This window comes from Kitasatospora sp. NPDC054768, assembly GCF_053612025.1.
In genome coordinates this window covers 77,480-103,151 of record NZ_JBSHBN010000007.1, presented here as the reverse complement: position 1 = coordinate 103,151, position 25,672 = coordinate 77,480, and the positions used below count along the sequence as shown (strand labels likewise).

Sequence of the window (25,672 nt, the reverse complement as noted above, 5' to 3'; positions counted from 1 at the left end):
CCCCGTTGTGCTCGGGGCGCCGCCCTTTCTACCGTCCCGTCATGACCATTCTCACGGAGCCCATCGGCAGCATCCCCCGGCCGAGCACCCTGCTGAACGCCCTGACCGAACACGCCGAAGGGCGGCTGTCCGACGCCGACCTGAAGAAGCTGCAGGACGAGGCCACCGCCGACACCCTGGCCAGGCTGGCGGAGCTCGGCTGCCCCGTCCTGGTGGACGGCGAGCAGGCCAAGCCGAGCTTCGTCACGTACCCCCTCGCCGGTCTGACCTCCCTCGCCGGGGACGGCGCCGTCATCCCCTTCGCCGACGGGCACACCCGGCAGCTGCCGCGGCTGACCGCCGGACCCTTCCGGTACCGCGTCCGTGCCGAGACCTATCTGCGCGAAGCCCTGCGCCACACCTCGCAGCCCGTCAAGCAGGCCGTCATCGCACCCTCCGCGCTCAGCCTGCTCTACCCGGCCGGCGGCATCGACGGGTACTCGCGCGAGAACTTCCTGAAGGACCTGGCCGACGAGGCCGAGGCCGACATCCGCGGCTGCCTGGACGCGGGCGCCCACGTCGTCCAACTCGACTTCACCGAGGCCAGGTTGTCGCTCAAGCTGGACCCGTCGGGCAGCCTGCTGGACGACTTCGTGGCCCTCAACAACCAGGTGCTCGACCGGTTCACCGAGGAGGAGCGGGCCCGCCTCGGCGTGCACACCTGCCCGGGCGGGGACCAGGACTCCACCCACAGCCTGGACGTCGACTACGCCGAGCTGCTGCCGAAGCTCTTCCGGCTCAAGGTCGGCAACTTCTACGTGCAGCTGGCGAGCGAGGCCGACCCCGACCGCGTGCTCGCCGTCATCGCGGATCAACTCCGCCCCGGAATCCGGGTGTTCGTCGGGGTGACCGACCCGATCGACCCCAGGGTGGAGAGCCCGGAGGAGGTGCGCGACCGAGTGCTGGCCGCGGCCCGGCACATCCCGGTCGACCAGCTCGGCACGACCGACGACTGCGGATTCTCGCCGTTCGCCGACGACGCCTCCACCTCGCGGGACACCGCCTTCGCCAAGATCGCGGCCCGGGTGAAGGGCACCGCCATGGCGGCGGAGGCGCTCGGGCTCCAGTAGCGCTCGCCGCGTCGGTGGGGGCTGAGCTGTTTGCGCGTCGGGCCGGCTGGTTGCCTGGCCGCCCGTCCGCCCGTCCGCCCGTCCGCCCGTCCGCCCGTCCGCCCGTCCGGCCTGATGGGCGGGCGGACGGGCGGCGGGAGGGCGATGGTGCCGCGCCGGTCAGGCCGAACCGAGCACGGCCTCAAGGGCATTGAGGAATCGGTCGGTGGTCTCCTCGTCCCGGACGGCGATCCGCAGCCACTCCTCACCCAGCCCCGGGAAGGTGTCCCCGCGCCGGACGGCGAAGCCGTGCTCGCGCAACCGCTGCCGGACGGTCGCCGCATCCGGCAGTCGGACCAGGACGAAGGAAGCGGCCGGCTCGCCGTACAGTCGCACCGACGGGAAGGCGGCCAAGCCCTTCACCAAGTGCTCGCGCCGGAGCGCCAGTTCGGCCGCGGCCAGCTCGGCCTCGGCGAGCGCCGCCGGGCCACTGCACACCTCGGCGGCGGCCAGCGCCGGGGTGGAGACCGGCCAGAGCGGCTGGGCGGCGCCGAGGTCGGCGATCAGCGGTGCGGGCCCGAGCACATAGCCGATCCGCAGTCCGGCCAGCCCCCAGGTCTTGGTGAGGCTGCGCAGCACGACGACCCGGCCGGGCAGATCCCGGACGGAGGCGAGGGACTCCCGCTCGCCCGGCACGGTGTCCATGAACGCCTCGTCCACCACCAGGGTGCGCCCGGGCCGGGCCAGCGCGGCGACGGCCTCGGCGGGGTGCAGCACGGAGGTCGGGTTGGTCGGGTTGCCGAGGACGACCAGGTCCGCCTCCTCGGGGACGGCGCCCAGCCGGAACCCGTCCTCGGGGGAGAGCAGCACCCGGTGCACCCGGTGCCCGGCGTCCCGCAGGGCCGCCTCGGGCTCGGTGAACTGCGGGTGCACCACGACGATGTGATGCGGAGTCAGAACCCTTGCCAGCAGGACGAAGGCCTCCGCGGCCCCCGAGGTGAGCAGCACCTCCTCGACCGGGCGGGCGTGCCGGGCGGCCACCGCGGCGCGAGCGGCGCTCCGGTCGGGGTAGGCGGCGAGGTCGCCGAGGGTGGCCGCGAGGTGCTCGCGCAGCCACGCCGGGGGAGTGCCGGTGCGGACGTTGACGGCGAGGTCGACCAGGCCGAGCCCGTCGGCGCGTACCTCGGCGTCGCCGTGGTGGCGCAGGTCGGGTTCGGGGGCGGTCACGCGGGGTCTCCTTGCGGGTGCTTCGGGTTTCGGGCGGCTCAGGTGGCTCAGGTGGTTCGGCTGGTGCCGGTCGGGGCTGATGGTGCCGGCTGTGCGGCCGGTGTCGGTGTCGGTGTCGGTGCCGGTGTCGGTGCCGGGGTCGGTGGTCAGGGGCGGTGGCGGCGGGTCCGCGTCCACGTCGAGCGGTGCGAGGCGTCCGAGCGCCGCCGTCCGGGCGATCGCGACCGTGGCCCGCGCCGACTTCCGCTTGGTGACCACGAGCCGGCCGCCCGGCGCGCTCGCCAGTGCCGCCGCCTCGGCCACGCTCGCGGTGCCGACAGCCGTACCGACGGTGGCGGAGGGGTTCGGCACCGGCATGCCCGCCAGTACCTCGGGCGGGTGCTCGTCCACGGGCACCCCGGCGAGGTGGTCGGCCGCCCAGCGCACCGCCGGGTGGTTTGCCCTGCCCGTCACGGTGGCCAGCCGGGCCACGGCGGATGGCGTCAGGCCGGCCTCCCGGAGGGTGTCCGTGAGCAGTCGCAGGACCTCGGTCCGTTCGGCGCCGCTGCTCGCGCCGATCCCCACCACCAGAGTGCGGGGGGCGTCGGCGACCGGTTCGCTCACGTGCCGCACCTTTCGTCCCGAACTCCGGTGATCCCACCACGCCCGGCCGGAACGGGTCAATCGCGGTGGGTGTGACGTCCGACGCCGGTCCGCCGTCCGCCCCGGGGCCGCCGCGGCGCGGCAGCTGTTCGCCTGTTCTTCATCTGCGTTGTGCGGTACACGACACCACGGCGCTCCTACTGTTCTCGGCGCTCCCGCCCAGGAATCCCCGACCTCCGGAGGACCCCATGGCCTTCGCACGACTGCGCGCCCCCGGAACCCTCGCCCCCGGCAGCCGTCCCCGGCCGCGCTCCGCCGGCGCCGTCGGCCGCACCGGAATCCGGAACTGACGGCCGTGTACGTCGCGGACTCGCGCAGCCCGAAGGCCCCTGCCGGGCCGTCCCCCGCCGGGCCGCCCCCCGACGGGCCGACCACCGCCGGGCCGACCACCGCCGCGCCGGCCGTGGGCCCGGTGCGGCGGGGCGCCGTGCCCGGGGCGGTGGTCGCCCTCGGTGCGGTCAGCCTGGTCACCGACATCTCCTCGGAGATGGTCACCGCCGTCCTCCCGCTCTACCTGCTCACCGGTCTCGGCCTCTCCCCGCTCGGCTTCGGTCTGCTCGACGGCATCCAGAACGGCTTCAGCGCACTGGTCCGGCTGGTCGGCGGCCACCTCTCCGACCGCCGCGGCCGCGACGGCGCGGCTCGCCACAAGACCGTCGCGGCCGTCGGGTACGGGCTGTCCGCGCTGTGCCGGCCGCTGCTGCTGTTCGTCCACACCGTGCCGCTGATCGGTGTCGTGATCGCCGTCGACCGCACCGGCAAGGGCCTGCGCACCGCCCCCCGGGACGCGATGATCTCGCTCGCCACCGAACCCGCCCACCGCGGCCGGGCGTTCGGGGTGCACCGGGCGATGGACACGGCCGGCGCCCTGCTCGGGCCGCTCACCGCGTTCCTGGTGCTGCGGCTGGCCGGCGGCCCGCTGCTCGCCGACGGCGGCGAGCGGCACGGCTACGACGCGGTGTTCGCGGTCAGCGCGTGCGTCGCGGCGCTCGGGGTGCTGATCCTGCTGCTGTTCGTGCCGAACCGGCAGCAGGCTGACGACTTGTCGACTTCCGCCCCCTCACTGCGCGACAGCCTCACCCTGCTGCGGCTGCCGGGGCTGCGCCGGCTGACGCTCTGCGCCGTCCTGCTCGGCCTCACCACCGTCAGCGACTCCTTCCTCTACCTGCTCGTCCAGCGCCGGCTGGACCTGCCCGTCGGCCTCTTCCCGCTGCTGCCGCTGGGCACCGCCGCCGCCTTCCTGCTGCTCGCCGTCCCGCTCGGCGCGCTCGCCGACCGGATCGGCCGCCACCGGCTCTTCCTCGCCGGGCACGGGGTGCTGCTGCTCGCGTACGGGCTGCTGCTGTCACCGCTGCGCGGGCTGCCGGCGGTGCTCTGCGTGCTGGTGCTGCACGGGACCTTCTACGCGGCCACCGACGGCGTGCTCGCCGCCGCGGCCGCCGACGCCGTACCCGCCGAGCAGCGCGGCGCCGGACTCGCCCTGGTCGGCACCGGACAGGCACTGGCCCGGTTCGCCTGCTCGCTGCTGTTCGGCGCGCTGTGGGGGGTGGTCGGCGGCCCGGCGGCGCTGGGCTGGTCGGCGGGGGCGCTGGCGCTGTGCGTGCTCGGCGCGGCGGCGGTGCTGCGCCCGTCCGGGCCCGCCGCGGGGCCGGCCGGGCCCGTCACAGGGCGGCCCGGGTCCGCTGCCGGTCAGCCCGTCCCCGTCGCGGAGCAGCCCGGACCCGTCGCCGCGAAGACCTCGGAGGAGACCCGATGAACCTGCGGAACCGCACCAGGATGATCATCCTGCTGGTCGCCGTCGTGCTGCTCGGCGCGGTCGGCACCGGGGCCGTCCTCAACGCCGCCGACCGCACCGCCCGCCGGGACCAGGCCCAGCCCGGCGGGCCGTCCGTCACGCCCGGCCCGGTGTCACTACAGGTGCAGTCCGGCGGACGACAGCTGTTGTTCCGCAACATGGCCTGGGGCCCGCACCGGGACGAGATCACCTCCGTCGCCGCCGACCGTCCCGACGGCCCGCGCACCGCCTCCGGCGTCCAGTGCCTGCGCTTCCACGCGGCCGCCGGCACCGGCATCTGCCTCCAGGCCCAGCACGGCGCGCTGGAGGACACCTACCGCGCCGTCGTCCTGGACGACCACCTGCGCGAGCTCCGCTCGTTCCCGGCGGCCGGCATCCCCACCCGCTCCCGGGTCTCCCCGTCCGGGCACCTCGCCGCCTGGACGGTCTTCGTCAGCGGCGACTCGTACGCGGGCAGCGACTTCTCCACCCGCACCTCGATCGTGGACGTCCGGGACTGGAACCTGCGGGAGAACCTGGAGGACTTCCCGGTCGTCCTGGACGGCCACCCGTACCAGGCGCACGACATCAACATCTGGGGCGTCACCTTCGCCGACGACACCACCTTCTACGCCACCCTCGCCAGCGCCGGGCGGACCCACCTCGTCCGCGGCGACCTCGGCGCCCGCACCCTCACCACCCTGCACGACAACGTCGAGTGCCCCTCGCTCTCCCCGGACGGCACCCGCGTCGCCTACAAGAAGCGCGTTCCCGGCCTGCCCGCCGACGCCCCGTGGCGGCTGTACGTGCTCGACCTCGCCACCATGACCGAGACCGCCACCGCCGAGCAGCGCAACATCGACGACCAGGCGCTCTGGTCCGGCGAGGGCACCCTGGTCTACGCCCTGCCCGGCGACTACGGCGCCGACCTGTGGACCGTCCCGGCGGACGGTTCGGGCAGTGCGCAGCCGGTCACCAGGGCTGCGGTCGCCCCCGCCTACCTGGGCTGAGGAACTCTCGGCTACGGTCCCACGTCGAGCAGAGTGTGACGTCCTGATCAGGCGTCCTGAACGAACGGGGGAGCGAGACGACCGTGGACGGCATTCCACCCGAGCGCACGGTGACCGACTCCTGGCCCGCCCTGCACGGCCGCCCGGTCCTGCGGCGCACCGTCGCCGTCGGGCTGGTGCTCTGCGTGTCCGTCGTCGCCGCCCTCGTGGTGCGCGGAGTCAACGCGCTCACCGCCGGCGGCACCGGCCGCGAGACCGACCGCGACCGCGCCGAACGCCTGGCCGGCCTGCACCCGTCCCAGCATCCCGGCGTCGGCCGCTTCTACGTCCCGGTCGGCGCCGTCTACACCCACACCTCCGGTGGCGCCCCGGTCGCCTACCTGCACTACCGCCTCGGCGGCGGCAGGGCCCCCGGCCTCGGTGACTTCCTCAGCGCCTACGACCTCCCCTCGCCCGGGCCGGCCGCCCCGCTCCCGGCCGACCTGCTCGCCGCCCTCGGCGGCGACGAGCCGGCCGAGGCCCCGGAGCTTCCCGAGTCCGCGCCGACGCCCGCGCCCGGCCCGTCCGCCACCGCCGACCCCGCCGCCGCGCCCACCGAGAGCCCGTCCCCGGACGCCGAGCCCATCGACCCGGCCGGGCCCTCCGACCCCACCGCCGCCGCCCCGGACCCCGGCGACCCCGATGCCGACCCCGAGGACCCCACCGTCGAACCGGCCCCCGCGGCCGCCCCGGACGAGCCCACCCCCGACGACCCCGCCCCCGCCCCCGCCCCGCTTCCCACCCAGACCTGGACCCCCACCCCCACCCCGACCCCCACCGACCTCCCCACCCACGCCCCCACCGCCCGCCGCATCTACGTCGCCACCATCCCCGGCGGCCTGCCGGGCGCCGCCGACATCTACATCCGCGCCACCGGCTGACCCGCCGCCCGGGCGGGTCAGGCCACGTTCCGGTCGATGGTGAAGGCCATGACGCTGCCGGGCTGGAGCGGGAACGGCAGTTGGATCAGCCCGGCCGTGCTGTTGAACGGTTCGGGGAAGGTGGCCCGGACGCTCGCACCGTGGGCGGCCCCGAGCGCGCTGATCTCCGACGCGTTCACGCTCAGGCGGGTCGGCCGGAGTGCCGGGTCGACGGTGAGCCGGTATTCGGCATCGGTGACATGGCGGAACACCTGGGCCTGGACGCGGATCCGTCGGTCGTTGCCCACGAACTTGCGTGCCGTGACGCTCAGCTCCACCAGATGGCCCGCGGTGGTCTGTGCCTCGCGCGGTACCGCGAAGTGTTCGACCCGGGCGCGCCCGCCGACGATTGCCTCGTGCGTCGCGGACGTGCGTTCCAGATCCCGGTTGTCGACCCTGACCGCGCCGACTCTGAAGACTCCCGGGTCGTCCGGGTCCAGGTTGTCGTCGATCATCCACCGGAGCAGGCACTCGGGCCCGGTGAAGCCGTCCAGGCCGGCGTCGTCGTTGGAGGCGAGGCAAGCGATCGTCACCGTTCCGGGCAAGGCCTGGACGCGGTAGGAGATCCGGAAGCTCTGGTAGAGGTAGTCGGGATGGGCGTCACCGTCCGGTGCGGGGGAGAGCAGGCAGTCGTAGCGGTAGGCGGACAGTGCTCCGGCGAACAACGGGTCGCGCACCGGGCCGAGCACGTCCTGCATGCCGCGAAGCACGGCGCTGTCCACCTGCTCCGTGGTCTCCCGTACGGTGAGGGAGCCGATCGCCAGCGTGACGGCCGCCGCCGACACGAAGGCGCCGCCGATGAGGCTGAGGACGGTGGCGAGGACCTGCTGGTGGGTCATCAGTGCCGCGGTCACCACGCACGCCAACCCCACCGTCAGCGCGAGGGTGTTGACCAGTGCGAGGATCTTGCGCAGTTGTCGTTCACGAGACACGGTCACACGCCACCCCCGGTGGGCCGCGTCAGAGCGCCGACCCCTCTGCGATGATCCGGACGATCCGTTCGGAGACCTCCCCGATCTCCTGTGCCGTACGAACGTTATCGGCCTGTCCCTCGGTCAGAAAGACCATGCCGATGCGGTTCGCGGGATGCAGCACGATGCCCGCGTCGTTCACGATGCCGCGAAGGCTCCCGGTCTTGTGCCGCACCGGGACCTCGTCGTCCAGACGGGACGGAATCCGGTCGTTGCGCAGGTAGTTGACCAGGTAGCGCCGGACCGGTTCGAGGTGTGGCGTCCGGTCGATGTACTCGACCAACCGCAGCATGTCCTCGGCGGTGGTGGTGTTGGCCCGGCCGAGCGGACCGAGTTCCTGCTCGGAGAACCCGGCGGGGAAGGCCGTGCTGTGCAGCCCGACGGCCTTGATCGTGGCGTCGATCCGCTCCTGGCCCAGGACGGCGCGTACGTGTTCGGCTGCCGGATTGTCGCTGGTCACCAGTGCGAAGCCGCACAACTCCCGTACGGTGACGGTCGAGTCGGGGTCGAGGGCCTGGAGCACGCTCGGGTACATCGTGCCCGGGAGGGCCCCGATCCGGACGCGTTCATCGAGGTCGAGCTCGCCGCGTTCGGCGGAGTCGAAGAGGGCGACCCCGAGGATCATCTTGGCCAGGCTCGCCGCGGGAAGTGCCAGGTCTGCCCGGTGGGCGACGGTGAGCCGGGGGCTGTCGAGCGTTTTGACCAGGACGCTGCGCACGCCCGTGCCGCCGGCCCTTGCGAACCCTTCGACCTGTGCGGTGATCGCGGAGCGCAGTTCGTCGGAATCGACCATCGGGCAACCCTCTTTCTCCCGCCCTGGTTGAGCCGGGCCAACGGCCCCCTACCCGCGTGGGAGCGCCGTACGCCCCGGTCCGGAGGCCGGGGCGAGGGAGGTCGGAAACGGCCGAACGCCTGCGGGTGGGCACCCGGCAGGCGTTCGAGGGCTGCGGTCAGCGGGCGGTGGCCGGTTCGGGCTGGGGGGTGGGCGCGGTGGCCGGTGCCGGTGCCGGTGTCGGGGCGGGGGTGCGGCGGGCGGGGGCCTGGCCGACGAGCATGGCGGCGAGGGCGAGGAGAAGGCCGAGGAGCTGCCAGGGGGTGAGGGTCTGGCCGAGGACGACGAGGCCGCCGAGGGTGGCGACGACCGGGTTGATCAGGCCGAGGAAGGAGGCCGGGCCGGCGCCGAGGTGCTCGATGCCGCGGAACCAGAGGAAGTAGCCGAGCGCGGTGCCGAACAGGCCGAGGTAGGCGAAGCCGGCCAGGTTGGCGGCGCTCAGGGCGGGCGGCGCGCCCTCGACCACGGCGGCGAGCGGCACGAGGAAGACCGAGCCGGCCAGGAGCTGCCAGGCGGTGAGGTCGAGCAGGGTGGCGCCCTCGGGGCGGCCCCAGCGGCGGGTGAGGACGGTGCCCATGGCCATCAGGGAGATCCCGGCGACCATCGAGGCGATCCCGACGCCGTCCAGCCGGGCGCCGCTCTTGAGCACCAGCAGGGCCACTCCGCCGACCCCGACCAGTCCCGCGATCACCGCCCGCCGTCCGGGCCGCACCCGCAGCACGCCGATCGAGAACCCGGCGACGAGCAGCGGCTGGATCGCCCCGATGGTGGCGGCGACGCCGCCGGGCAGGCGGTACGCGCCGACGAACATCAGCGGGAAGAACAGCCCGATGTTGAGCATCCCGAGTGCGGCCGCGCGTCCCCACCAGCGCCCCTTGGGAAGTCGGCGGCCGATCAGCAGCAGGAGCAGTCCGGCCGGCAGGGCGCGCAGGGCGGCGAGCAGCAGCGGGCGACCCTCGGGCAGCAGCTGGGTGGTGACGAGGTAGGTGGTGCCCCACGCGGCCGGGGCGAGTGCGGCGGTGACGGCGATCCCCGCGCGCTTGCGGTCCATGACGGCCATGACGTCCCCCTGAACGTTGATTATCTGAACGTTGAGATACTTTCTACGCCCAGGATCGGAGAACGTCAAGTATGTGAATGTTAAGATATCTGCGTTGGACGGAAGGCTTCGGATCGGACGGCCCCGGGAGGGCGGCGGACATGCAGCAGCGCGACACCGTGGACGACATCGTCGAGCAGTGGGCCCGGGCCCGACCCGACCTGGACGCCGGGCCCATGGCCCTGATCGGCCGGCTCCGACGGCTCAACGTCCGGGTCGACAACGCCCTGCGCGAGTACTTCACCGCCTGCGGCCTGGACTCCTCCGAGTTCGACGTGCTGGCCACCCTGCGCCGCTCCGGCGAGCCGTACGAGCTCAACGCCCGCGCGCTGCTCAAGTCCGCGATGGTCACCTCCGGCGCCATCACCAACCGGGTCGACCGGCTGTCCGCCAAGGGCCTGGTCGAGCGCAACCCGTGCCCGAGCGACCGCCGCGCCGTCCTGGTCCGCCTCACCCCGGCCGGCAAGGAGCTGATCGACGGCGCCCTGGCCGGCCACGTCGGCAACGAGGAACGCATCCTCTCGGCCCTCGACGCGGACGAGCGCACCCGGCTCGACGCCCTGCTGCGCAAGCTGCTCATCGCGCACGGGGACACCGAGCCGCTCCTCTGAACCGGGGCCGGGTGCGCCGCGCCGCGTGTCCGGCGGTGTCCCGGCCGCGTTGTCCTCTGCGGAAGCCCAGCGGAGGAGAGACCCCGATGAACGAGAAGACGCCCAGGGACATCGCCGTCGACGACCAGCTGCGGGCCGCCGGCGCGGAGGGCGCCCGGTGGCTCACCGCCTCCGGGTGGGGGCCGCCCGTCAGGGTGCCTTTGCAGCACGCGGCGAAGTGGCAGCAGGAGACCCGGGCCCGGATGCTGGCGGCCCAGCAGGACGAGTCCTGCACGTGGTGCGACCACCTGCTGTACGGCGGCCCCCAGCCCGTCGTCGTGCACGCGGAACACCCGACCCACCTGATCTGCCGCGCCTGCTCGGTCGCCGCCCGCCCCCGCCGCATCTGCCTGGACTGTGGGGAGCCGGCCTCCTCCGAGTCCCCGGCCGACGGGCGCGAGGACGTCTTCATGGGCGCGGTGGCGATCTACACCCGGCTGCGCTGTGTCGCCTGCCACCGGTCCGACCCGCTCGACGGCACCTTCGGCAAGCTCGCCTGACGGCCGCCCCGCCCCGCCCCGGCTCCGCCCCCGGCCCCGGCCCCGCCCCCGCCCCCGGCCGCGGCTCCGAGTGCCGCGGCGGACGTGCTCGGCGGAGGGCGGGTCCCCTTACGCCGCCCCGCCCGGGGTCGGCGGCCGCCAGTTGTACGTCCGGGCCGCGCGGCTCAGCAGGGCGCGGGCGGGGAGGAGGCCGGCGAGGGTGAGGGCGGTGGTGCGCAGGAGCGCGGCGGCGGGGGAGCGGAGGGCGACGAGGTCGCCGATGCGGCGGGAGCCGGCGACCACGGCGGAGGTGCGGGGCAGTCGGGCGGCGGTGTAGGCGGGCAGGGCGGCGGCGGGGTCGGCGCCGGGGGTGAGCGGGGAGGCCAGGACGAGGGCGTCCTCGATGGCCTGGCAGGCGCCCTGGCCCTGGAAGGGGCACATCGCGTGGGCGGCGTCGCCGAGGAGGGCGACCCGGCCGTAGTGGTGGGCGGGCAGCGGGTCGGCGAGGTCCCGGACGTCGTGGCGCAGGACCCGCTCGGGCTCGGCCAGGGCGAACAGTTGCGGTACGGGGGCGCACCAGTCGCCGTACCGGCGCAGGAGTTCGGCCCGCTCGTCCCCGTCGGCGGCCCGTTCGCCGGCCGGGGCGAGGGCGGCGCCGTACACGTAGACCCGGCCGTCGGCGAGCGGGACGATCCCGGCGAGCTTCCCGCGGCCCCACACCTCGCCGGCGGCGGCCGGGAGGCGGCCGGGGGTGACGATGGTGCGCCAGGTGGTGAATCCGCTGTAGCGGGGGCCGGGGTGCCGGGGGAAGAGCAGGCTCCGGGTCGCGGAGTGGATGCCGTCGGCGGCGACGACCAGGTCGGCCGTCTCCTCCCCGTCGGCGGTGCGGACGACGGCGGGCCCGGTCGTGCTGCCGGGGGTGACGAGGGTGGCGGGCGAGCCGGTGCGGACGGTGCCCTCCGGGAGCGCGTCGACCAGGGCGGTGATGACGTCGGCGCGGGCGACGGCGGCGATGGTGTCGCCGAAGCGGGCCTCGAAGGCGGACGTGCTGGTGCGGACGAGCCAGCGGCCGGAGGGGTGGCGCAGGCCGACGGCGGGGTGCGGGGTGGCGAGGGCGCGCAGGTGCCCGCCGATGCCGAGCCGGTCGAGGCAGCGCAGGGCGTTGGGGGCCAGGGCGAGTCCGGCGCCGACGGGTTCGAGGGAGTCGGCGCGCTCGTGGACGCGGACGGGGACGCCCTGTCGGTGGAGGGCGAGGGCGGCGGCGAGGCCACCGATGCCGCCGCCGATGACGATCGCCTGGTGCAGGCCCATGAGGGGACTCCTCTTCTCGCGCGCTCTGGCCACTACAGGTGTAGTGTCCGGCGCTCGAAACGGTACTACATATGTAGTGAGTCGTAAACTACGGCTGTAGTGAGTTGGGGGAGCCTCTCCGGAAAGGCCATGATCGGACCCATGACACCCCCGCGCCCGACCCTGATCGCCGACGCCGCCATCGACCTGATCGCCGACGCCGGCCTGCGCGGGCTCACCCACCGCGCCGTGGACGACGCGTCCGGCCTGCCCGCCGGCTCGACCTCCAACCTCGCCCGGACCAGGGCCGCCCTGCTGGAGCTCGTGCTCACCCGGATCGTCGAGCGGGAGACCGCCGACTACCCCGTCCTCGTCGAGGGCGAGCTGCCGGAGGCCGCCGTCCCGCCGCGCGAGCTGCTGGCCGAGGTCGGCGCCGAGGTGCTCTTCCAGGCACTCACAGGCGGCCGCCGGATCACCCTGGCCCGCCTGGAGCTCGCCCTGGAGGCCACCCGCAGGCCCGAACTGCGCTCCCTCTACGACCGTCTGGGCGCGCGCTTCGCCCGGCGCGCCGCCGAGCTGCTCGCCGCCGCCGGTTCGAGCGACCCGACGGGGGACTCCCGCCGGTTGATCCGCTGGTGCGACGGCGTGCTGTTCAACGCGACGGCCGGCAGCGGGCACTGGCACGTGCCGATGCCCGAGGAGCTGCGCGAGGAGATCGACCGCTACCTCGCCGTGCTGCTCGACCGGTAGGCCTGGGATCCGGCGGCGCCCGCCTGTACTCCCGCTGCTCGATCAGGCAGGGGGAAGCATGGTGAACACGCTCGACATCGCGGTGCTGATCGTGATCGGGACGGCGCTGCTGTCGCGGCCGGCGACGCCGGCGGTGCTGGTGCGGGCCCAGGCGGCAACGCGCCGCCGGGCGTTGGCGGCCACCGGCGCCACGCCGCCCAGGCGCTCCCGGCACCGCCGAACCCGTACGCGCCCACCGCGCCGCCGCAGCCCCCGTACGTCCAGTCCCAGGCGCCGTACGTCCCCACGCAGTTCGCGCAGCCCGGCCCGCTCGCCCGGCCCGTCCCGGCCGCCCCGCCGGTGCTGCCGAGTCCGCCCGTCGGCAACCCCCTCAGCCTCCACGAGCCCCGCACGATCGGCGGCTACCAGCTCCTCGGCCGGATCGGCTCCGGCGGCATGGGCACGGTCTACCTCGCCCAGCGCCAGGGCTCCGCCACCCAGGTCGCGCTCAAGACCATCAGCCTCGAACTCCTCGACGACGCCGACCTGTTGCGCCGCTTCCAGCGCGAGTCCGAAGTGCTGGCGATGGTGCCGGGCGCCTGCACCGCCCGGGTGCTCGACACCGGCGTGGACTCCGGACGCCCGTACCCGGCCATGGAGTTGCTGGACGGCCGACCGCTGGACGCCCACCTGCCCGAGCAGGGGCCGATCCGCTCCGCGGAGGCGCTGCACGCCCTCGCACTGGCGCCGGCCGTGGCGCTGTCGGGGGTGCACCGGCTGGGGCTCGTCCGCCGGGACCTCAAGCCCGCCGACATCATGCTGACCACGGCCGGCCCGCGCCTGCTGGACTTCGGCATCGCGGCGATCATGGACGGCACCCGGCTGACCGCCACCGGCGGCGGCCCGGGCACCCTGACGTACATGGCGCCGGAGCGGTTCGGCGAGGACCGGGTCGGTCCGGCGGCCGACGTGTGGGCCTGGGCGTGCTGCGTGGTGTGCGCGGGGCACGGCTCCAGCCCGTTCGCGGCGACCAGCACCGGAGCGGTGATCCGCCGGATCGTGGAGACCGGGCCCGAGCCCGCGGCGCCGGCGGCGGTCCGGGCCGTCGACCCGGCGCTCGCCGCCGTCGTCACCCGCGCGCTGGCCATCGGCCGGAGCAGCGCCCGGCGGACGGTACGGCCCCTGCTGGCGGCGCCGGCGGCCGCCCAGTCGCCGGCGCCGGACCCGGCGGCCGTCCACGACCAGATCACCCGGGGTCGGCAGGCCCTCGCGCTGTAGCGGAGGCGGCGAGCCCGGACCCGGCGCCCCGGGCGACGGGGTGCGGTCCCGGACCACGGGACGGGGTGCGGCCGGGCACGACGGGGTGCGGCCGCGTCCGACAGGGTCCGGCCGGGGGCGGCTCAACCGTCGGACGCCACCCGCCCGGCGACGAGCCGGGCGCAGTCGTCCACCGAGGCCCGCGAGGTGTCGACGACCAGGTCGTAGCCGACGCTCTGGTGCACCGCCGAGGCCTGCGCGGCGGCCATCCCGGCCACCCGGTCGCCGCGCGCGGCCTCTCGCGCCGCGGCCACCGCAGGATCGCAGCGCACCCCGACCCAGAGCACGTCCAGACCCTCCAGTGCCGCCCGCCACCGGGCCTGCGAAGCAGCGCCGCCGAGGAACACCTCGTCCACCACGATCCGCGCCCCGGCCCGGGCCATCGCCGCCACCCCGAGCGTCCAGGCGGCGTCCAGCGCGGCGAAGACCGGGCCGACCTCGACCGTCCCGTTCCCGCCCTCCAGCCCGCCGATCCCCTCGCCGCCGTCGCGCAACGACGCCGGCAGCGCCTCGACCATGGTGTCCGCGCCGAGGTGCAGCCACGGGTCCGGCAGCAGTTCCTGCAGGCGCCGGGCGATGCTCGACTTGCCGGAGCTGGACCCGCCGTTGAGAACGATCACATGCATGGGCGGAGCCTATGGCCGCACACCCCGCGGCGTCGCCGCGTTATCCGGGGGCGCCCCAGGGGACGGGACGAGCCGTGGACTGCACGGCTCCGGAGGCTCCCGCCGCGAAGCCCGCCCCGGCCGCGAAGCCCGCCGCCGCGGCCGTGAAGGAGGACGCCAGCGCCGGCGCGCCCGCCCAGTGCAGGTGCAGGTAGGAGGCGTGCACGTTGCCGCCCGCGAAGCCCTCGGTGCGAGGGCCGGCGGGAAGGCGCCAGCCCCAGGCCGGGAGTTCGCCCGCCCCGGGTTCGCAGACCGTGCGGTGGAACTCGTGGCCGCGCAGCCTGGTGCCGGCCGGGCCCAGCGGGGAGTCGTGCAGGGCGACCGCCTCCCGGTAGCCGAGGGTGAGCCGCTCGGTCATCCGGGCGTCGGTGGCCAGCACGCCGCACATCGGCAGGCCGTCCAACTCCCGCCCCAGGTAGAGCAGTCCGGCGCACTCGGCGGCGATCGGCCCGCCCGCGGCGGCGAACCCGGCGATGGCGGCGCGAAGTTCGGCGTTGCCGCTCAACTCGCGTACGTACAGCTCCGGGAAGCCGCCGCCGATCACCAGGCCGGCCGTCCCCTCGGGCAGCGACGAGGCGTGCAGCGGGTCGAACGGGACCACCTCCGCGCCCGCCGCGCCGAGCAGTTCGGCGTTCTCCGCGTACGAGAAGGAGAAGGCCGCGCCGCCCGCCACCGCGATCCGCGGCCGGCCGGCCACCGGGGTGACCTCGGCCGACGGGTCCCATGGTTCGGCGTCCAGGTCCGGCGCCGTCCGGGCGAGTTCGAGCAGGGCGTCCAGGTCGACCGAGGAGGCCACCAGTTCACCCATGTCGGCGACCGCCCGCAGGGCCTCCGCCGAGCGCTCCACCGCCGGAATCAGCCCGAGGTGGCGGGACGGCGTGGCGACCGCCGCGGAGCGGCGCAGCGCGCCCAGCACCGGCACGCCGGAGCCCTCCTCCAGGGCCTCGCGCAGGAGGTGCTCGTGCCGGTCGGAGGCGACCCGGTTGAGGATCACTCCGGCGAGCCGCACCTGTGGGTCCCAGGAGGCGAAGCCGTGCACCAGCGCGGCGACCGAGCGGGACTGCGAGGAGCCGTCCACCACCAGCACCACCGGCGCCCGCAGCAGCTTGGAGACGTGCGCGGTGGAGGCCAGCTCCCCGCGCCCGGAGGCCCCGTCGAACAGGCCCATGACCCCCTCGACCACCGCGACGTCCGCCCCCGCCGCGCCGTGCAGGAACAGCGGTGCGATCCGCTCCGGCCCGCACAGGAAGGCGTCCAGGTTGCGGCCCGGGCGCCCGGCGGCGAGCGCGTGGTAGCCCGGGTCGATGTAGTCGGGGCCGACCTTGTGCGGCGACACCGCCAGCCCGCGCGCGGCGAGCGCCGCGATCAGGCCGGTGGCGACGGTGGTCTTGCCGGCGCCCGAGGAGGGCGCGGCGACGACGAGGCGGGGGACGGTGCTCAACGGCCTACCACTCGATACCGCGCTGGCCCTTGCGGCCGGCGTCCATGGGGTGCTTGACCTTGGTCATCTCGGTGACCAGGTCGGCGAATCCGGTCAGCGCCTCGGGCGCGTACCGGCCGGTGATGACGACGTGCTGACTGCCCGGACGGTCCTTGAGTACGGCCACCACCTCGTCCGGGTCGACCCACCCCCAGTGCATCGGGTAGGTGAACTCGTCCAGCACGTAGAAGCGGTAGGTCTCGGCCGCGAGGTCCCGCTTGACCTGCTCCCAGCCCTCCTTGGCCGCCTCCTCGCTGGACATCTCCTGCTCGGCGGAGCGCTGGATCCAGGACCAGCCGGAGCCCATCTTGTGCCAGTCGACGGTGCCGCCCTCGCCGGAGGCGCCGAGCACGCGCAGCGCGTTCTCCTCGCCGACCTTCCACTTGGCGGACTTCACGAACTGGAACACCCCGACCGGCCAGCCCTGGTTCCAGGCCCGCAGCGCCATGCCGAACGCGGCCGTGGACTTGCCCTTGCCGGGGCCGGTGTGCACGGCGGTGATCGGCAGTGTGCGGCGCTGACGGGTCGTCAGGCCGTCGTCGGGGACGCTCTCGGGGACACCCTTGGGCATGTCGGCTCAGGCCGCCTTTCGCATCGCGGTGGTTGCACGGTTCGCAGAACGGTTGTCGGACCGGCTCTCGCGGACGAGCGAGGCCACGCCCTCGGCGCGCAGCTCGTCCAGGCCGACGGCGGTGCCGCCGAGCAGCCCGGCCAGGGTGCGGGCCAGGCCCAGGCGGACCGGGCCGGACTCGCAGTCCAGCACCACGCTCGCCGTGCCCTGCGCCGCGAACAGCGCGGCCGCGCGGTGCGAGCGGGCGAGCGCGTCCCGCCCGCCGGTGGCCCGGCCGTCGGTCACCACGACCAGCAGCGGGCGCCGGCTCGGGTCGCGCAGCCGCTCCACCCGCAGCACCTCGTGCGCGCGCAGCAGGCCGGCGGCCAGCGGGGTCCGCCCGCCGGTGGGCAGCGACTCCAGCCGGGCCGCCCCGACCTCCACCGAGGAGGTGGGCGGCAGTGCCAGCTCGGCACCCGCGCCCCGGAAGGTGATCATGCCGATCTTGTCGCGGCGCTGGTAGGCGTCCATCAGCAGCGACAGCACCGCGCCCTTGACGGTGGTCATCCGCTGCCGGGCGGCCATCGACCCGGAGGCGTCCACCACGAACAGCACCAGGTTGGACTCCCGCCCCTGGCGCACCTGTTCGCGGAAGTCGTCCTTGTGCACCACCAGCGCCCGCCCGCTGCGCCCGCGCGCAGCCTGGTGCGGCGCGGCGGCCTGGAGGGTCGCGGTCAGGTGCAGCCGGCCGAGCGCGCCCTGCGGGCGGCGGGCGCGGATGGTGTGTCCGCCGGTGGTCTCGGCGGGGGAGCGGCGGCCCTGGGCGCCGTGACCGGTGCCCTTGACGGTGAACAGCTGGGTCCGGTACGGGTCCCCGGCCGCGACCGGCGCCGACTCCCGCGCGGGGGAGGGGTGTTGGGCGGGCACGGGCTGCCGCGCCGACTCCTCGGGGCCCTCGGGGGAGGGCGCCTCGGGGGCCGACGGCTCGGGAGCGGACCCCTCGGGGCCGCCGTCGGACGGCTCGGGCGCGCCGCCGCCGTCGGGGCCGCCCCCGTCCGGGCCGCCCTCCGGCCCGTCGCCGTCCGGCCCGTCGCCGTCCGGGCCGGACCCGTCGCCCTCGGGCTCAGGCTCCTCCTGCTGCGCGTGCTCCTCCAGCGTCCGGTCCAGCTGTTCCTCGTCCAGCCCCGGCGCGTCGAAGGGGTTGCGGCGGCGCCGGTGCGGCAGCGCCAGCTGCGCCGCCTTGCGGACGTCCTCCTCCTGCACCTCGGTGCGCCCGTCCCAGGCCGCCAGCGCGACGGCGGTGCGGGCCATCACGATGTCAGCGCGCAGCCCGTCCACCTCGAACGCGGCGCACACGGCGGTGATCTGACGCAGCGCCACATCGGTCAGCTCGACCTTGGACAGCAACTCCCGCGCCGCGACGATGCGTTCGGCGAGAGCCCACTCCTCCGCGGCGAACCGCTCGGCGAAGCCGGTCGGATCCGCGTCGTAGGCGAGCCGGCGGCGGACCACCTCGGCGCGCTCGGCCGGATCCCGGGTGGCGGCGATCTCGACGGTCAGGCCGAACCGGTCGAGCAGCTGCGGCCGCAGCTCGCCCTCCTCCGGGTTCATCGTGCCCACCAGCAGGAACCGGGCCGCGTGGCGCACCGACACGCCCTCGCGCTCGACGTAGGAGCGGCCCATCGCGGCGGCGTCCAGCAGCAGGTCCACCACGTGGTCCTGGAGCAGGTTCACCTCGTCGATGTAGAGCACGCCGCGGTGCGCCCTGGCGAGCAGCCCGGGCTCGTACGCCTTGACGCCCTCGGCCAGCGCCCGCTCCAGGTCGAGCGAGCCGACGATCCGGTCCTCGGCCACGCCGACCGGCAACTCGACCAGCTGGGCCGGCCGTTCGGAAGCGGGCGGGGAGACGTGCGGCCCGTCCGGGCACTGCGGGTCGGGCGCGGCCGGGTCGCAGGCGAAGCGGCAGTCGTCCACGGTGGCGATGGACGGCAGCAGGCCGGCCAGCGCGCGCACCATGGTCGACTTCGCGGTGCCCTTCTCACCGCGCACCAGCACGCCGCCCACGGCCGGGGAGACCGCGTTCAGCAGCAGCCCGAGCCGCAGGTCGGCCATGCCGACGATCGCGGTGAACGGATAGCGGACGTCACTCATGCCGTACCCCACTCCTGTCGTGCCCGGTTCCGCGGCACCGTCCGGTCCTGTGATCCTGCCCGGCTCCGTGATCCTGCCCGGCTCTGCTGCCGTACTCGGCACTGCCGCCGTACCCGGCTCATGCGTCACTCCCAGGGGCCCCGGGCGGGACGAACGGCAGCGATCCGGCCGCCGGCACCCCGCCCTCGATCAGCTTCCACAGCGCGTCGGTGTCGGCGTGCTCCTCGATCAGGTCGCCCAGCCGGTCCAGACGGGCCTCGCGCGCCGCGGCGAAGGAGGTGTCCGGGGCCGGGACGAACGCCCGGCCCGACAACGCGGCGACCTCGCGCAGGAGTTCGCGGCGGAACCCGTCGTTCTCCAGCGCGCCGTGCCAGGTCGTGCCCCAGACCGGGCCCACCCGGCAGCCGTCCAGACTCCGCCCCCGGCCGTCGGAGACGAACGTGTCCCCGCCCTCGACGGTGACCACGCCGTGGTGGATCTCGTAGCCCTCCACCCGCTGCCCGTACGCCTCGCCGACCGGCCGCGCCAGCACCTTCTCGGCGCCGAACCGCACCTGCGTCGGCAGCAGGCCGAGGCCCTCGACGGCCCCCGCCCTCGACTCGACCTCGTCCACGATCGAGCGCGCCAGCATCTGGTAGCCGCCGCAGACCCCGAGGACCGGCAGCCCGGCCGCCGCCCGGGCCCGCAGCGCCGGCTCCAGACCGCGCTCGCGCAGCCAGGCGAGGTCGGCGACGGTGGCCCGGGTGCCGGGCAGCACCACCAGGTCGGCGTCGGCCAGCTCCTCCGGGCGGGTCGCCCAGCGCACCAGCACGCCCGGCTCCTGCGCGAGCGCGTCCATGTCGGTGAAGTTGGACAGCCGCGGGAAGCGCACCACGGCCACCCGCAGCACGTCCGCGCCGTACGGCCCGGGCCCGTCCGCCCGGTCCACCACCGTCGACAGGTCCAGCGAGTCCTCGGCGTCCAGCCAGAGCCCGGGCAGCATCGGCAGCGTGCCCAGCACCGGACGGCCGGTCAGCCCGTGCAGCATCTCCAGCCCGGGCGCGAGCAGCCGCGCGTCACCGCGGAACTTGTTGACGAACCAGCCGGCCACGTGCCGCTGGTCCTCCGCCGACAGCAGCGCCAGCGTCCCGTACATCGCCGCGAAGACCCCGCCGCGGTCGATGTCCCCGACCACCACCACCGGCAGGGCGGCGGCCGTCGCCAGGCCCATGTTGGCGATGTCGCGGTCGCGCAGGTTGATCTCGGCGGGCGAGCCCGCGCCCTCGCAGACCACCACGTCGTAGCGGCCACGCAGGTCCGCCAGGCACTCCAGGGCGCGCTCCAGCAGGACGGGCTTGCGCTCGCGGTAGTCCAGCGCGCCCACCTCCGCCACCGGCCTGCCGAGCAGCACCACCTGGCTGCGGCCGTCCGCGCCCGGCTTGAGCAGCACCGGGTTCATCGCCGCCTCCGGCTCCACCCGGGCGGCCTGCGCCTGCATCGCCTGGGCGCGGCCGATCTCGGCGCCGTCGGCGGTGACGAAGGAATTGAGCGACATGTTCTGCGCCTTGAACGGCGCGACCCGCACGCCCTGGCGGACGAGCCAACGGCAGATCCCGGCCGTCACCACGCTCTTGCCCGCGTCCGAGGTCGTCCCCGCGACCAGCAGCGCCTTGCTCATGCCCGTCCCCTCTTCCTCAGCAGCATCCGCAGCAGGACGTGCCCCGCGACCGTCGTACCCAGCGCCAGTGCGCCCACCCGCCGGGAGAGCGCACAGGCGCGCTCGATGTCGTCCACCGTCACCGGCCGCAGCTCCGCACCCAGTACGGGCCGGTGCTCCACCCTCTCGCCGTACCGCAGCGCCCCGCCCAGCCGTACGCCCACCGCGCCGGCGAACGCCGCCTCGGCCTGGCCCGCGTTCGGGCTCGGGTGCGCGGAGCCGTCGCGCCGCCAGACCCGCCAGGCCGTACGGGGCTCGGGCGCGGCGGCCACCGTCAGCAGCGCCGTCAGCCGGGCGCCCGGCCAGCCCGCCAGGTCGTCCAGCCGGGCCGAGGCCCAGCCGAACCGGGCGTAGCGCGGCGAGCGGTGGCCCACCATCGCGTCCAGGGTGTTCACGGCGCGGAAGGCCAGCAGGCCGGGCGTGCCGGCCAGGGCGCCCCAGGTCAGCGCGTTCACCACGGCGTCGGCGGTGTTCTCGGCCACCGACTCGACCACCGCCCGGGCGATCTGCTGCCCGTCCAGCGCGCTCGGGTCCCGCCCGCACAGGTGCGGCAGCCGCTCCCGGGCGGCCGCGAGGTCGCCCGCGGCCAGCGAGCGGCCGATGGTGCGCGCCTCCCGGGTCAGCGAGGTGCCGCCGAGCACCGTCCAGGTCGCGGCCGCCGCCAGCACCGCCCGGCTCAGCGGACGCCGGCCCACCGTACGGTCCAGGGCGAGCGTGCCCGCCGCGACCGCGCCCACGCACAGCGCCGTGTACCCGGCCCCCGCGCCGCGGTCGTCGCGCCACAGCCGACGCTCCAGCCGGGTCGCGGCGCTGCCGAAGACGGCCACCGGATGGCCCTGGCGGGGGTCGGCGAAGCGGGCGTCGGCGACATGGCCCGCGACGGCGCCGAGCGCGAACGCGGCGGCGCGGGCCAGCGGGCGCGGCGAGGAGGAGGGCCCGAGCGGGGTCATCGGGGGCACGGCGGAAGGCAGCTCGGAGTCCGGTGGGGCGGGGCAGCCTGCATCGCGTGCGTGTCCTCACTCAGGGTCCGCGCCCTGGATCGACGTGACGGGGGCGAGAGTCTCCTGGCTTCCGGGTCGAACGCACCCCCGGAGCCTTCCAGCGGCCGTCGACGGCCGCCGTGGCGATGTTCCGAGCGTGCTCCCCGGTGACAGTGGCGGGACCGCGCCGGAATTCCACCGGCTTCCTCTCCATGCCTCCGTTTGGCCCCAGGATCCCATCACGGGCCCGAACCGGGAGTCAACCGAGGTCACGGAGGGGTTGGTCACACGCGGACGCCGCCGACAGGCCGGGGATCGTCCGGCGCGGGGCCGCTGACACGCCGGGGGATCCCCGGCGCGGCACCGGTCCGCGGCCGGGCCGCTTCGTGCGTTCGGCGGCTGGGGCAGGACCGGGGCCACGCCTGCGGTTCGGTGGCAGGCACCGCGGAAAGCCCCCGCCGCCGCCCTCGCCGCCCTCGCCGCCCGCTTCCGGCACCTCCTCGGCGCCGCCGGGCCGCCGCCCGGGTGACCCGGACGGCCCAGCCCGGTGGCCGGGCGGACGGAGCGCCGGTGAACTGGTGCCCGAACACCGTCCGGTCCGTGAGTAACAGAGCGGGGAGCGAAATGCGTTGGGGAACCGCCGCCGTCGTGGCGGCCGCCGCGGTCGGGGCCGCCGTGCTGGTGATCGGCCGTCGGGCCTCCGAGCGGACGGTCCGTCCGGTGGCCGCCGTCCCGGAGTCCGGGCCGGTCGTGGTCCGCGGCCTCGCCCCCGGCCGCGTCACCTTCACCCGCGGCCCCGAGAGCCTGCGCCCCGGCCGCTGGGCGGTCGAGTGGGCGGACGGCGGGCACGCGGTCGTCGAGGAGGTCCTGCACAGCGACGAGCGGGGCGTCACCCGCCGGCTGCTCCGCGCCGACCGGGGCACGCTCACCCCCGGCACCGAGGTCCGCTTCACCCCCCGGGTCCACCTCGGCGACCCCACCGAGGCACTCGGCCTCCCCTTCACCGACACCACCGCCGACGGCGAGCTCGGCGCCCTTCCCGCCTGGTGGCTCGACGGCAAGCGCGGCACCTGGGTGATCCTGGTGCACGGCCCCGAGGCCGACCGCCAGCAGACCCTCCCGGTGCTCCCCGTCCTCGACCGGCTCGGCCTGCCCGCCCTCGCCGTCACCTACCGCGGCGACCAGGGTGCCCCCGCCTCCCCGGACGGGCTCAGCCACTTCGGCGAGACCGAGTGGCGCGACATCGAGGCGGCGGTACGGCTGGCGCTCGACAGCGGCGCGGGCAAGGTGATCCTCTACGGCTGGTCGGTCGGCGCGACCACGGCCCTCCAGACCGCGGCCCGCACCGCCTGGCCGCACGCCGTCAGCGGCCTCATCCTCGACTCGCCGGTGCTCGACCTCCCGGTCTCCGCCCGCCGGGACGCCGCCCGGGCCGGGTTCCAGGGCGTCGCCGCCGAGCTCGGGGCCCTGGCCGCGGAGGGCCGCACCGGCGTCGACCTCGCCGACTTCGCCCGCATCGCCGACGGCACCGACCTGCGGGTGCCCACCCTTCTCCTGCACAGCCCCGAGGACCGGATCGCGCCCTTCGGCACCGCCGAGAAGCTGGCCGCCGCCCGTCGCGACGTGGTCAGCCTCCAGGCCTTCCCCGGTGCCGACCACGCCACCCTCTGGAACACCGCTCCCGACCGGTACACCGAACTGCTCCGCCGCTGGCTCACGCCGCTGCTGTAGGGCGCCGCCGGCGGGTCCTCGCCGGCACGTCTCCCGGACGTGCCGCGGTCGGTGCTCCGCTTCCGCCCCTGCGGATCGGAACGCGGCCCCACCGCCGAGGTGGGAGCGGGCCCGTTGGGTCGACCCGTCGATCCGATCCGTCCGATCCATCCGATTCGTCCGACAGGATCCGCGAGGCCCGCAAGACCCACGGGCCGCGCCCTCGCCCCCCTCCTCGTGCGGGCGTTTCCGGCTGGGCCGCGCCGGCTTTTCCGGCGCGCTTCCCCCCTGCCCACGAATGAACGTTTCCCCCATTCCGCCGTAGGCGCGGGGGGAGTGGCGGGCGGCGCCTTAAGGCGCCGCCCCCTACCCCCGCCCCCCCCCCCCACGAATCGCCGCACCCCGCGCCCCGCGGTGCCCCCTCCAACCCCCGGCCGCCCAACCCCCCCCCGCGGCACGATCCCCCCGCCCCGCCCGTCATCCGTCCGGATTCGGACTGGACAGCTCCGCCGGAAGTCGGCGGAAGGGGATTCCCCGTGCGACCGGCGCGAAAACCACCCCGATGTCAGGGACAACAATTTGCCCGGCCACTGACCCCCCACCCGTACGCACGGTAACCGCCCGAGCATTCCCGGCGACCAGGATGATGCGAGTGGCATGGGCAGGTCACACGTTTCCGGCCAGGCGGTTTGCCGCTGTTGCCCGATCTTGCGGAGGTGCCGCCACCGGTCGCCCGGTCGTACGGACAACCGGATGTGACAGAAGGCCGGTACAAGGGGAAGACTGCTCGACGTGACGTCTCGGAACCCGCGCGACCGTGATGCCCCGCTCCCGCCGACGATCGGTACCGGTGCGACGGTGACCCGTCTCCCCGGAACGGCCCAACGGCCCGCCGGTGGCAGGCCGGGCGGGGCGGGTGTCCCCCGTAACGGAGTACCCCGGCGGCGAGGGCCCGCTCCGGCTCCCGGGCGGGGCAGGGTTCCCGTGCCCGAGGGCTTCCCGGCACCCGCCGAGCTGGCGCCGCTGGCCCGCCGGATGCTGGTGGACGCCGTCCGCGTCGCCCGCTGGGCCGGTGAGCTGGCCGAGGTCGACAAGCGCGGCGAACTGCTCCCCGAGGACGCCCGCGAGGCCGGCCGGGCGCTGGCCATGACGGTCGGCGCCGCCGCCAAGGCATGGGGGCAGGCGCTGCTGGTGGGCCTCGTGGAGCCCCGGGACGGCGGAGCCGGCCCCGGCTGGCGCCTGCACGCCTGGGAGTACGACGACGAGGCCGTGGTGCGCGGATGGTCGGCGATGTTCGACGCCTGGACCCTGCTCGCCCCGGTGCCGCCCGCCGCGCTGCGCGGCGTGTTCGCCGTGCTGGCCGGGCAGGCCGTGGACCAGGCCCCGCAGCTGCTCTCCTTCCTGCACCTGGTGGACGGCCCCGTCGCCGAGAGCGAACTGCTGGAACTGCTGCGCCGGGGCCTGGACGAGCGCCGGGTCGGCACCGGCCTCGGCGGACCGGGGCTGTCGCCGGTGCCGCACGCGGCCTCGGCCGTCTCCGCCGTCCGCGGCACCTGCCGCGCGCCGCAGATCGACACCCCGGCCGCGCCGGCCGATGTGGCCGCCGTCCTGGACTGGATGCTCGACGGCCTGGAGGCCGTCGGCGCCCTGGTGCGCAGGAACGATGCCGCGGAGCTGTCGCCGCTCGGCCACTGGGCGGTGCGGGCCAAGCTGGAGGAGATCTGCACGGTCGCGCAGACCGCGGCCGGGCACATCGAGCAGAGCGCCTTCGAGCTGCTGAACGCGTGTGCGGACTACTCGCCGGGCCCGGCTCGCGCCGAGTTCCGGGCGTGGGTCGCGGCCCGTCCGGCGGACCGGGCCGTGGGCGAGCTGCTGGAGGCCGCCCGGGGCGACGACGCGCTGGTGCGCGGACTGGCCTTCGAGGCGCTGCGGGTGGCCGGCGGCCCGGCCGAGCAGGCGGTGCGCGCGGCGGTGGACGCGCCGGTGCTGCGCCCCTACGCGCTGCTGTGGCTGGCGGAGCGCGCCGACGAGGGCGTCTCCCCGGCGGACGTGCTGGGTGCGGAGGACGCGGCCTGGCTCTGGGTGGACACCGCGGCCGCGGTGCTCGACCACGGCGAGACCGAGCTGCTGGTGGGCCATGTCGAGGGCGCCTCGGCGGGCGACCCGGTCCGGCTGTTCGCCCGGGCCCGGCAGTCCGGTCACCCGCGGGCGGCCTCGGTGCTGACGGCGGTCTCGGGCGTGCACCCGGACCCGGGCGTGGCCCGGGCGGCCCGCCGCTCGGCGTTCAGCGTGCACACCGGTGGCGCCTGAGTTTTATGACTTTTGCGGGGACGTTCGGGGTCCACGGCGACCGCGACGGCGGCTCCGGCGTCC

At 75.6% G+C, this 25,672-nt stretch carries 22 protein-coding genes and 1 riboswitch; of the genes, 10 read left to right on the top strand and 12 right to left on the bottom strand.

The genetic code is table 11. The features are described 5' to 3' along the window. Nucleotides 1–41: 41 nt before the first annotated feature. Complete coding sequence (locus ACWGKU_RS03695; RefSeq protein ID WP_401050419.1) at nt 42–1,109, top strand: cobalamin-independent methionine synthase II family protein; 1,068 nt, start codon at nt 42–44, stop codon at nt 1,107–1,109. Nucleotides 1,110–1,268: 159 nt separating this feature from the next. On the opposite strand, the gene cobC is transcribed toward ACWGKU_RS03695, so the two are convergent. After that, the gene (gene cobC, locus ACWGKU_RS03690) at nt 1,269–2,918 is read right to left on the bottom strand and encodes an Rv2231c family pyridoxal phosphate-dependent protein CobC (protein WP_452179867.1); all 1,650 of its coding nucleotides are present in this window, start codon (nt 2,916–2,918) and stop codon (nt 1,269–1,271) included. A 334-nt stretch (nt 2,919–3,252) separates the two neighbouring features. Between cobC and ACWGKU_RS03685 the strand changes: the two genes are divergently transcribed. From ACWGKU_RS03685 to ACWGKU_RS03675, 3 genes are all read left to right on the top strand, one after another. Beyond that, a complete protein-coding gene (locus ACWGKU_RS03685) occupies nt 3,253–4,713 on the top strand; it encodes an MFS transporter (RefSeq protein WP_452179866.1) in 1,461 nt (486 codons plus the stop codon). Further along, nucleotides 4,710–5,741 carry a TolB family protein gene (locus ACWGKU_RS03680; RefSeq protein ID WP_452179865.1) on the top strand — a complete coding sequence of 344 codons (1,032 nt, stop codon included), beginning with the start codon at nt 4,710–4,712 and terminating at the stop codon, nt 5,739–5,741. Before ACWGKU_RS03685 ends, ACWGKU_RS03680 begins: the two co-directional genes overlap by 4 nt. An 83-nt stretch (nt 5,742–5,824) precedes the next feature. Beyond that, nucleotides 5,825–6,661, top strand: coding sequence for a hypothetical protein (locus tag ACWGKU_RS03675; protein WP_452179864.1), 837 nt, complete (start codon nt 5,825–5,827; stop codon nt 6,659–6,661). A gap of 17 nt (nt 6,662–6,678) precedes the next feature. On the opposite strand, the gene ACWGKU_RS03670 is transcribed toward ACWGKU_RS03675, so the two are convergent. The 3 genes from ACWGKU_RS03670 to ACWGKU_RS03660 form a co-directional block, all read right to left on the bottom strand. Beyond that, nucleotides 6,679–7,632 (bottom strand): hypothetical protein, encoded by a 954-nt coding sequence (locus ACWGKU_RS03670; protein ID WP_401055390.1) that lies wholly within the window; start codon nt 7,630–7,632, stop codon nt 6,679–6,681. Nucleotides 7,633–7,660: 28 nt separating this feature from the next. After that, nucleotides 7,661–8,464: a serine hydrolase gene (locus tag ACWGKU_RS03665; protein ID WP_452191331.1), complete on the bottom strand. Its 804-nt coding sequence runs from the start codon at nt 8,462–8,464 to the stop codon at nt 7,661–7,663. A gap of 157 nt (nt 8,465–8,621) precedes the next feature. Next, entirely contained in the window at nt 8,622–9,563 is a 942-nt protein-coding gene (locus ACWGKU_RS03660; protein WP_452191329.1) for an EamA family transporter, read from the bottom strand. A gap of 140 nt (nt 9,564–9,703) precedes the next feature. Here ACWGKU_RS03660 and ACWGKU_RS03655 point away from each other — a divergent pair, with 140 nt between their 5' ends. Both ACWGKU_RS03655 and ACWGKU_RS03650 read left to right on the top strand, forming a co-directional pair. Continuing rightward, a complete protein-coding gene (locus ACWGKU_RS03655; protein WP_359903417.1) occupies nt 9,704–10,213 on the top strand; it encodes a MarR family winged helix-turn-helix transcriptional regulator in 510 nt (169 codons plus the stop codon). A gap of 86 nt (nt 10,214–10,299) precedes the next feature. Next, the gene (locus tag ACWGKU_RS03650; RefSeq protein WP_452179861.1) at nt 10,300–10,752 is read left to right on the top strand and encodes a hypothetical protein; all 453 of its coding nucleotides are present in this window, start codon (nt 10,300–10,302) and stop codon (nt 10,750–10,752) included. 108 nt (nt 10,753–10,860) lie between these two features. On the opposite strand, the gene ACWGKU_RS03645 is transcribed toward ACWGKU_RS03650, so the two are convergent. Continuing rightward, a complete protein-coding gene (locus ACWGKU_RS03645) occupies nt 10,861–12,042 on the bottom strand; it encodes an FAD-dependent monooxygenase (RefSeq protein WP_452179860.1) in 1,182 nt (393 codons plus the stop codon). A 141-nt stretch (nt 12,043–12,183) separates the two neighbouring features. On the opposite strand from ACWGKU_RS03645, the gene ACWGKU_RS03640 reads away from it, so the two are divergent. Further along, nucleotides 12,184–12,771, top strand: a complete 588-nt coding sequence (locus ACWGKU_RS03640) for a TetR/AcrR family transcriptional regulator (RefSeq protein ID WP_452179859.1) — start codon at nt 12,184–12,186, stop codon at nt 12,769–12,771. 42 nt (nt 12,772–12,813) lie between these two features. Here the strand turns inward: ACWGKU_RS03640 and ACWGKU_RS03635 are convergent, their stop codons facing one another. Further along, the gene (locus ACWGKU_RS03635) at nt 12,814–12,963 is read right to left on the bottom strand and encodes a hypothetical protein (protein ID WP_452179858.1); all 150 of its coding nucleotides are present in this window, start codon (nt 12,961–12,963) and stop codon (nt 12,814–12,816) included. A gap of 147 nt (nt 12,964–13,110) precedes the next feature. On the opposite strand from ACWGKU_RS03635, the gene ACWGKU_RS03630 reads away from it, so the two are divergent. Next, entirely contained in the window at nt 13,111–14,028 is a 918-nt protein-coding gene (locus tag ACWGKU_RS03630; RefSeq protein ID WP_452179857.1) for a serine/threonine-protein kinase, read from the top strand. A 122-nt stretch (nt 14,029–14,150) separates the two neighbouring features. On the opposite strand, the gene cpt is transcribed toward ACWGKU_RS03630, so the two are convergent. From cpt to ACWGKU_RS03600, 6 genes are all read right to left on the bottom strand, one after another. Beyond that, a complete protein-coding gene (gene cpt, locus ACWGKU_RS03625) occupies nt 14,151–14,687 on the bottom strand; it encodes a chloramphenicol phosphotransferase CPT (RefSeq protein ID WP_452179871.1) in 537 nt (178 codons plus the stop codon). Nucleotides 14,688–14,733: 46 nt separating this feature from the next. Beyond that, entirely contained in the window at nt 14,734–16,173 is a 1,440-nt protein-coding gene (locus ACWGKU_RS03620) for a cobyrinate a,c-diamide synthase (protein ID WP_401050395.1), read from the bottom strand. 4 nt (nt 16,174–16,177) lie between these two features. Beyond that, nucleotides 16,178–16,783: a cob(I)yrinic acid a,c-diamide adenosyltransferase gene (cobO, locus tag ACWGKU_RS03615; protein WP_049655361.1), complete on the bottom strand. Its 606-nt coding sequence runs from the start codon at nt 16,781–16,783 to the stop codon at nt 16,178–16,180. 6 nt (nt 16,784–16,789) lie between these two features. Next, entirely contained in the window at nt 16,790–18,913 is a 2,124-nt protein-coding gene (locus tag ACWGKU_RS03610) for a putative cobaltochelatase (RefSeq protein WP_452179856.1), read from the bottom strand. A gap of 118 nt (nt 18,914–19,031) precedes the next feature. Next, nucleotides 19,032–20,570, bottom strand: coding sequence for a cobyric acid synthase (locus ACWGKU_RS03605; RefSeq protein WP_401053166.1), 1,539 nt, complete (start codon nt 20,568–20,570; stop codon nt 19,032–19,034). Further along, the gene (locus ACWGKU_RS03600; protein WP_452179855.1) at nt 20,567–21,559 is read right to left on the bottom strand and encodes a cobalamin biosynthesis protein; all 993 of its coding nucleotides are present in this window, start codon (nt 21,557–21,559) and stop codon (nt 20,567–20,569) included. Before ACWGKU_RS03600 ends, ACWGKU_RS03605 begins: the two co-directional genes overlap by 4 nt. A gap of 107 nt (nt 21,560–21,666) precedes the next feature. Beyond that, nucleotides 21,667–21,798: riboswitch (cobalamin riboswitch) on the bottom strand. 415 nt (nt 21,799–22,213) lie between these two features. Here ACWGKU_RS03600 and ACWGKU_RS03595 point away from each other — a divergent pair. Together ACWGKU_RS03595 and ACWGKU_RS03590 are read left to right on the top strand one after the other, a co-directional pair. After that, entirely contained in the window at nt 22,214–23,320 is a 1,107-nt protein-coding gene (locus ACWGKU_RS03595; protein WP_452179854.1) for an alpha/beta fold hydrolase, read from the top strand. Nucleotides 23,321–24,283: 963 nt separating this feature from the next. Then, nucleotides 24,284–25,609, top strand: coding sequence for a hypothetical protein (locus ACWGKU_RS03590; protein ID WP_452178522.1), 1,326 nt, complete (start codon nt 24,284–24,286; stop codon nt 25,607–25,609). Nucleotides 25,610–25,672 lie beyond the last annotated feature (63 nt).

Coding starts and splice junctions, on each gene's coding strand:
- ACWGKU_RS03600 (WP_452179855.1), bottom strand. CDS start 21,559: ATGACCCCGCTCGGGCCCTCCTCCTCGCCGCGCCCGCTGGCCCGCGCC.
- ACWGKU_RS03655 (WP_359903417.1), top strand. CDS start 9,704: ATGCAGCAGCGCGACACCGTGGACGACATCGTCGAGCAGTGGGCCCGG.
- ACWGKU_RS03650 (WP_452179861.1), top strand. CDS start 10,300: ATGAACGAGAAGACGCCCAGGGACATCGCCGTCGACGACCAGCTGCGG.
- ACWGKU_RS03645 (WP_452179860.1), bottom strand. CDS start 12,042: ATGGGCCTGCACCAGGCGATCGTCATCGGCGGCGGCATCGGTGGCCTC.
- cobO (WP_049655361.1), bottom strand. CDS start 16,783: ATGCCCAAGGGTGTCCCCGAGAGCGTCCCCGACGACGGCCTGACGACC.
- ACWGKU_RS03660 (WP_452191329.1), bottom strand. CDS start 9,563: ATGGCCGTCATGGACCGCAAGCGCGCGGGGATCGCCGTCACCGCCGCA.
- ACWGKU_RS03610 (WP_452179856.1), bottom strand. CDS start 18,913: ATGAGTGACGTCCGCTATCCGTTCACCGCGATCGTCGGCATGGCCGAC.
- ACWGKU_RS03605 (WP_401053166.1), bottom strand. CDS start 20,570: ATGAGCAAGGCGCTGCTGGTCGCGGGGACGACCTCGGACGCGGGCAAG.
- ACWGKU_RS03665 (WP_452191331.1), bottom strand. CDS start 8,464: ATGGTCGATTCCGACGAACTGCGCTCCGCGATCACCGCACAGGTCGAA.
- ACWGKU_RS03680 (WP_452179865.1), top strand. CDS start 4,710: ATGAACCTGCGGAACCGCACCAGGATGATCATCCTGCTGGTCGCCGTC.
- ACWGKU_RS03640 (WP_452179859.1), top strand. CDS start 12,184: ATGACACCCCCGCGCCCGACCCTGATCGCCGACGCCGCCATCGACCTG.
- ACWGKU_RS03595 (WP_452179854.1), top strand. CDS start 22,214: ATGCGTTGGGGAACCGCCGCCGTCGTGGCGGCCGCCGCGGTCGGGGCC.
- ACWGKU_RS03695 (WP_401050419.1), top strand. CDS start 42: ATGACCATTCTCACGGAGCCCATCGGCAGCATCCCCCGGCCGAGCACC.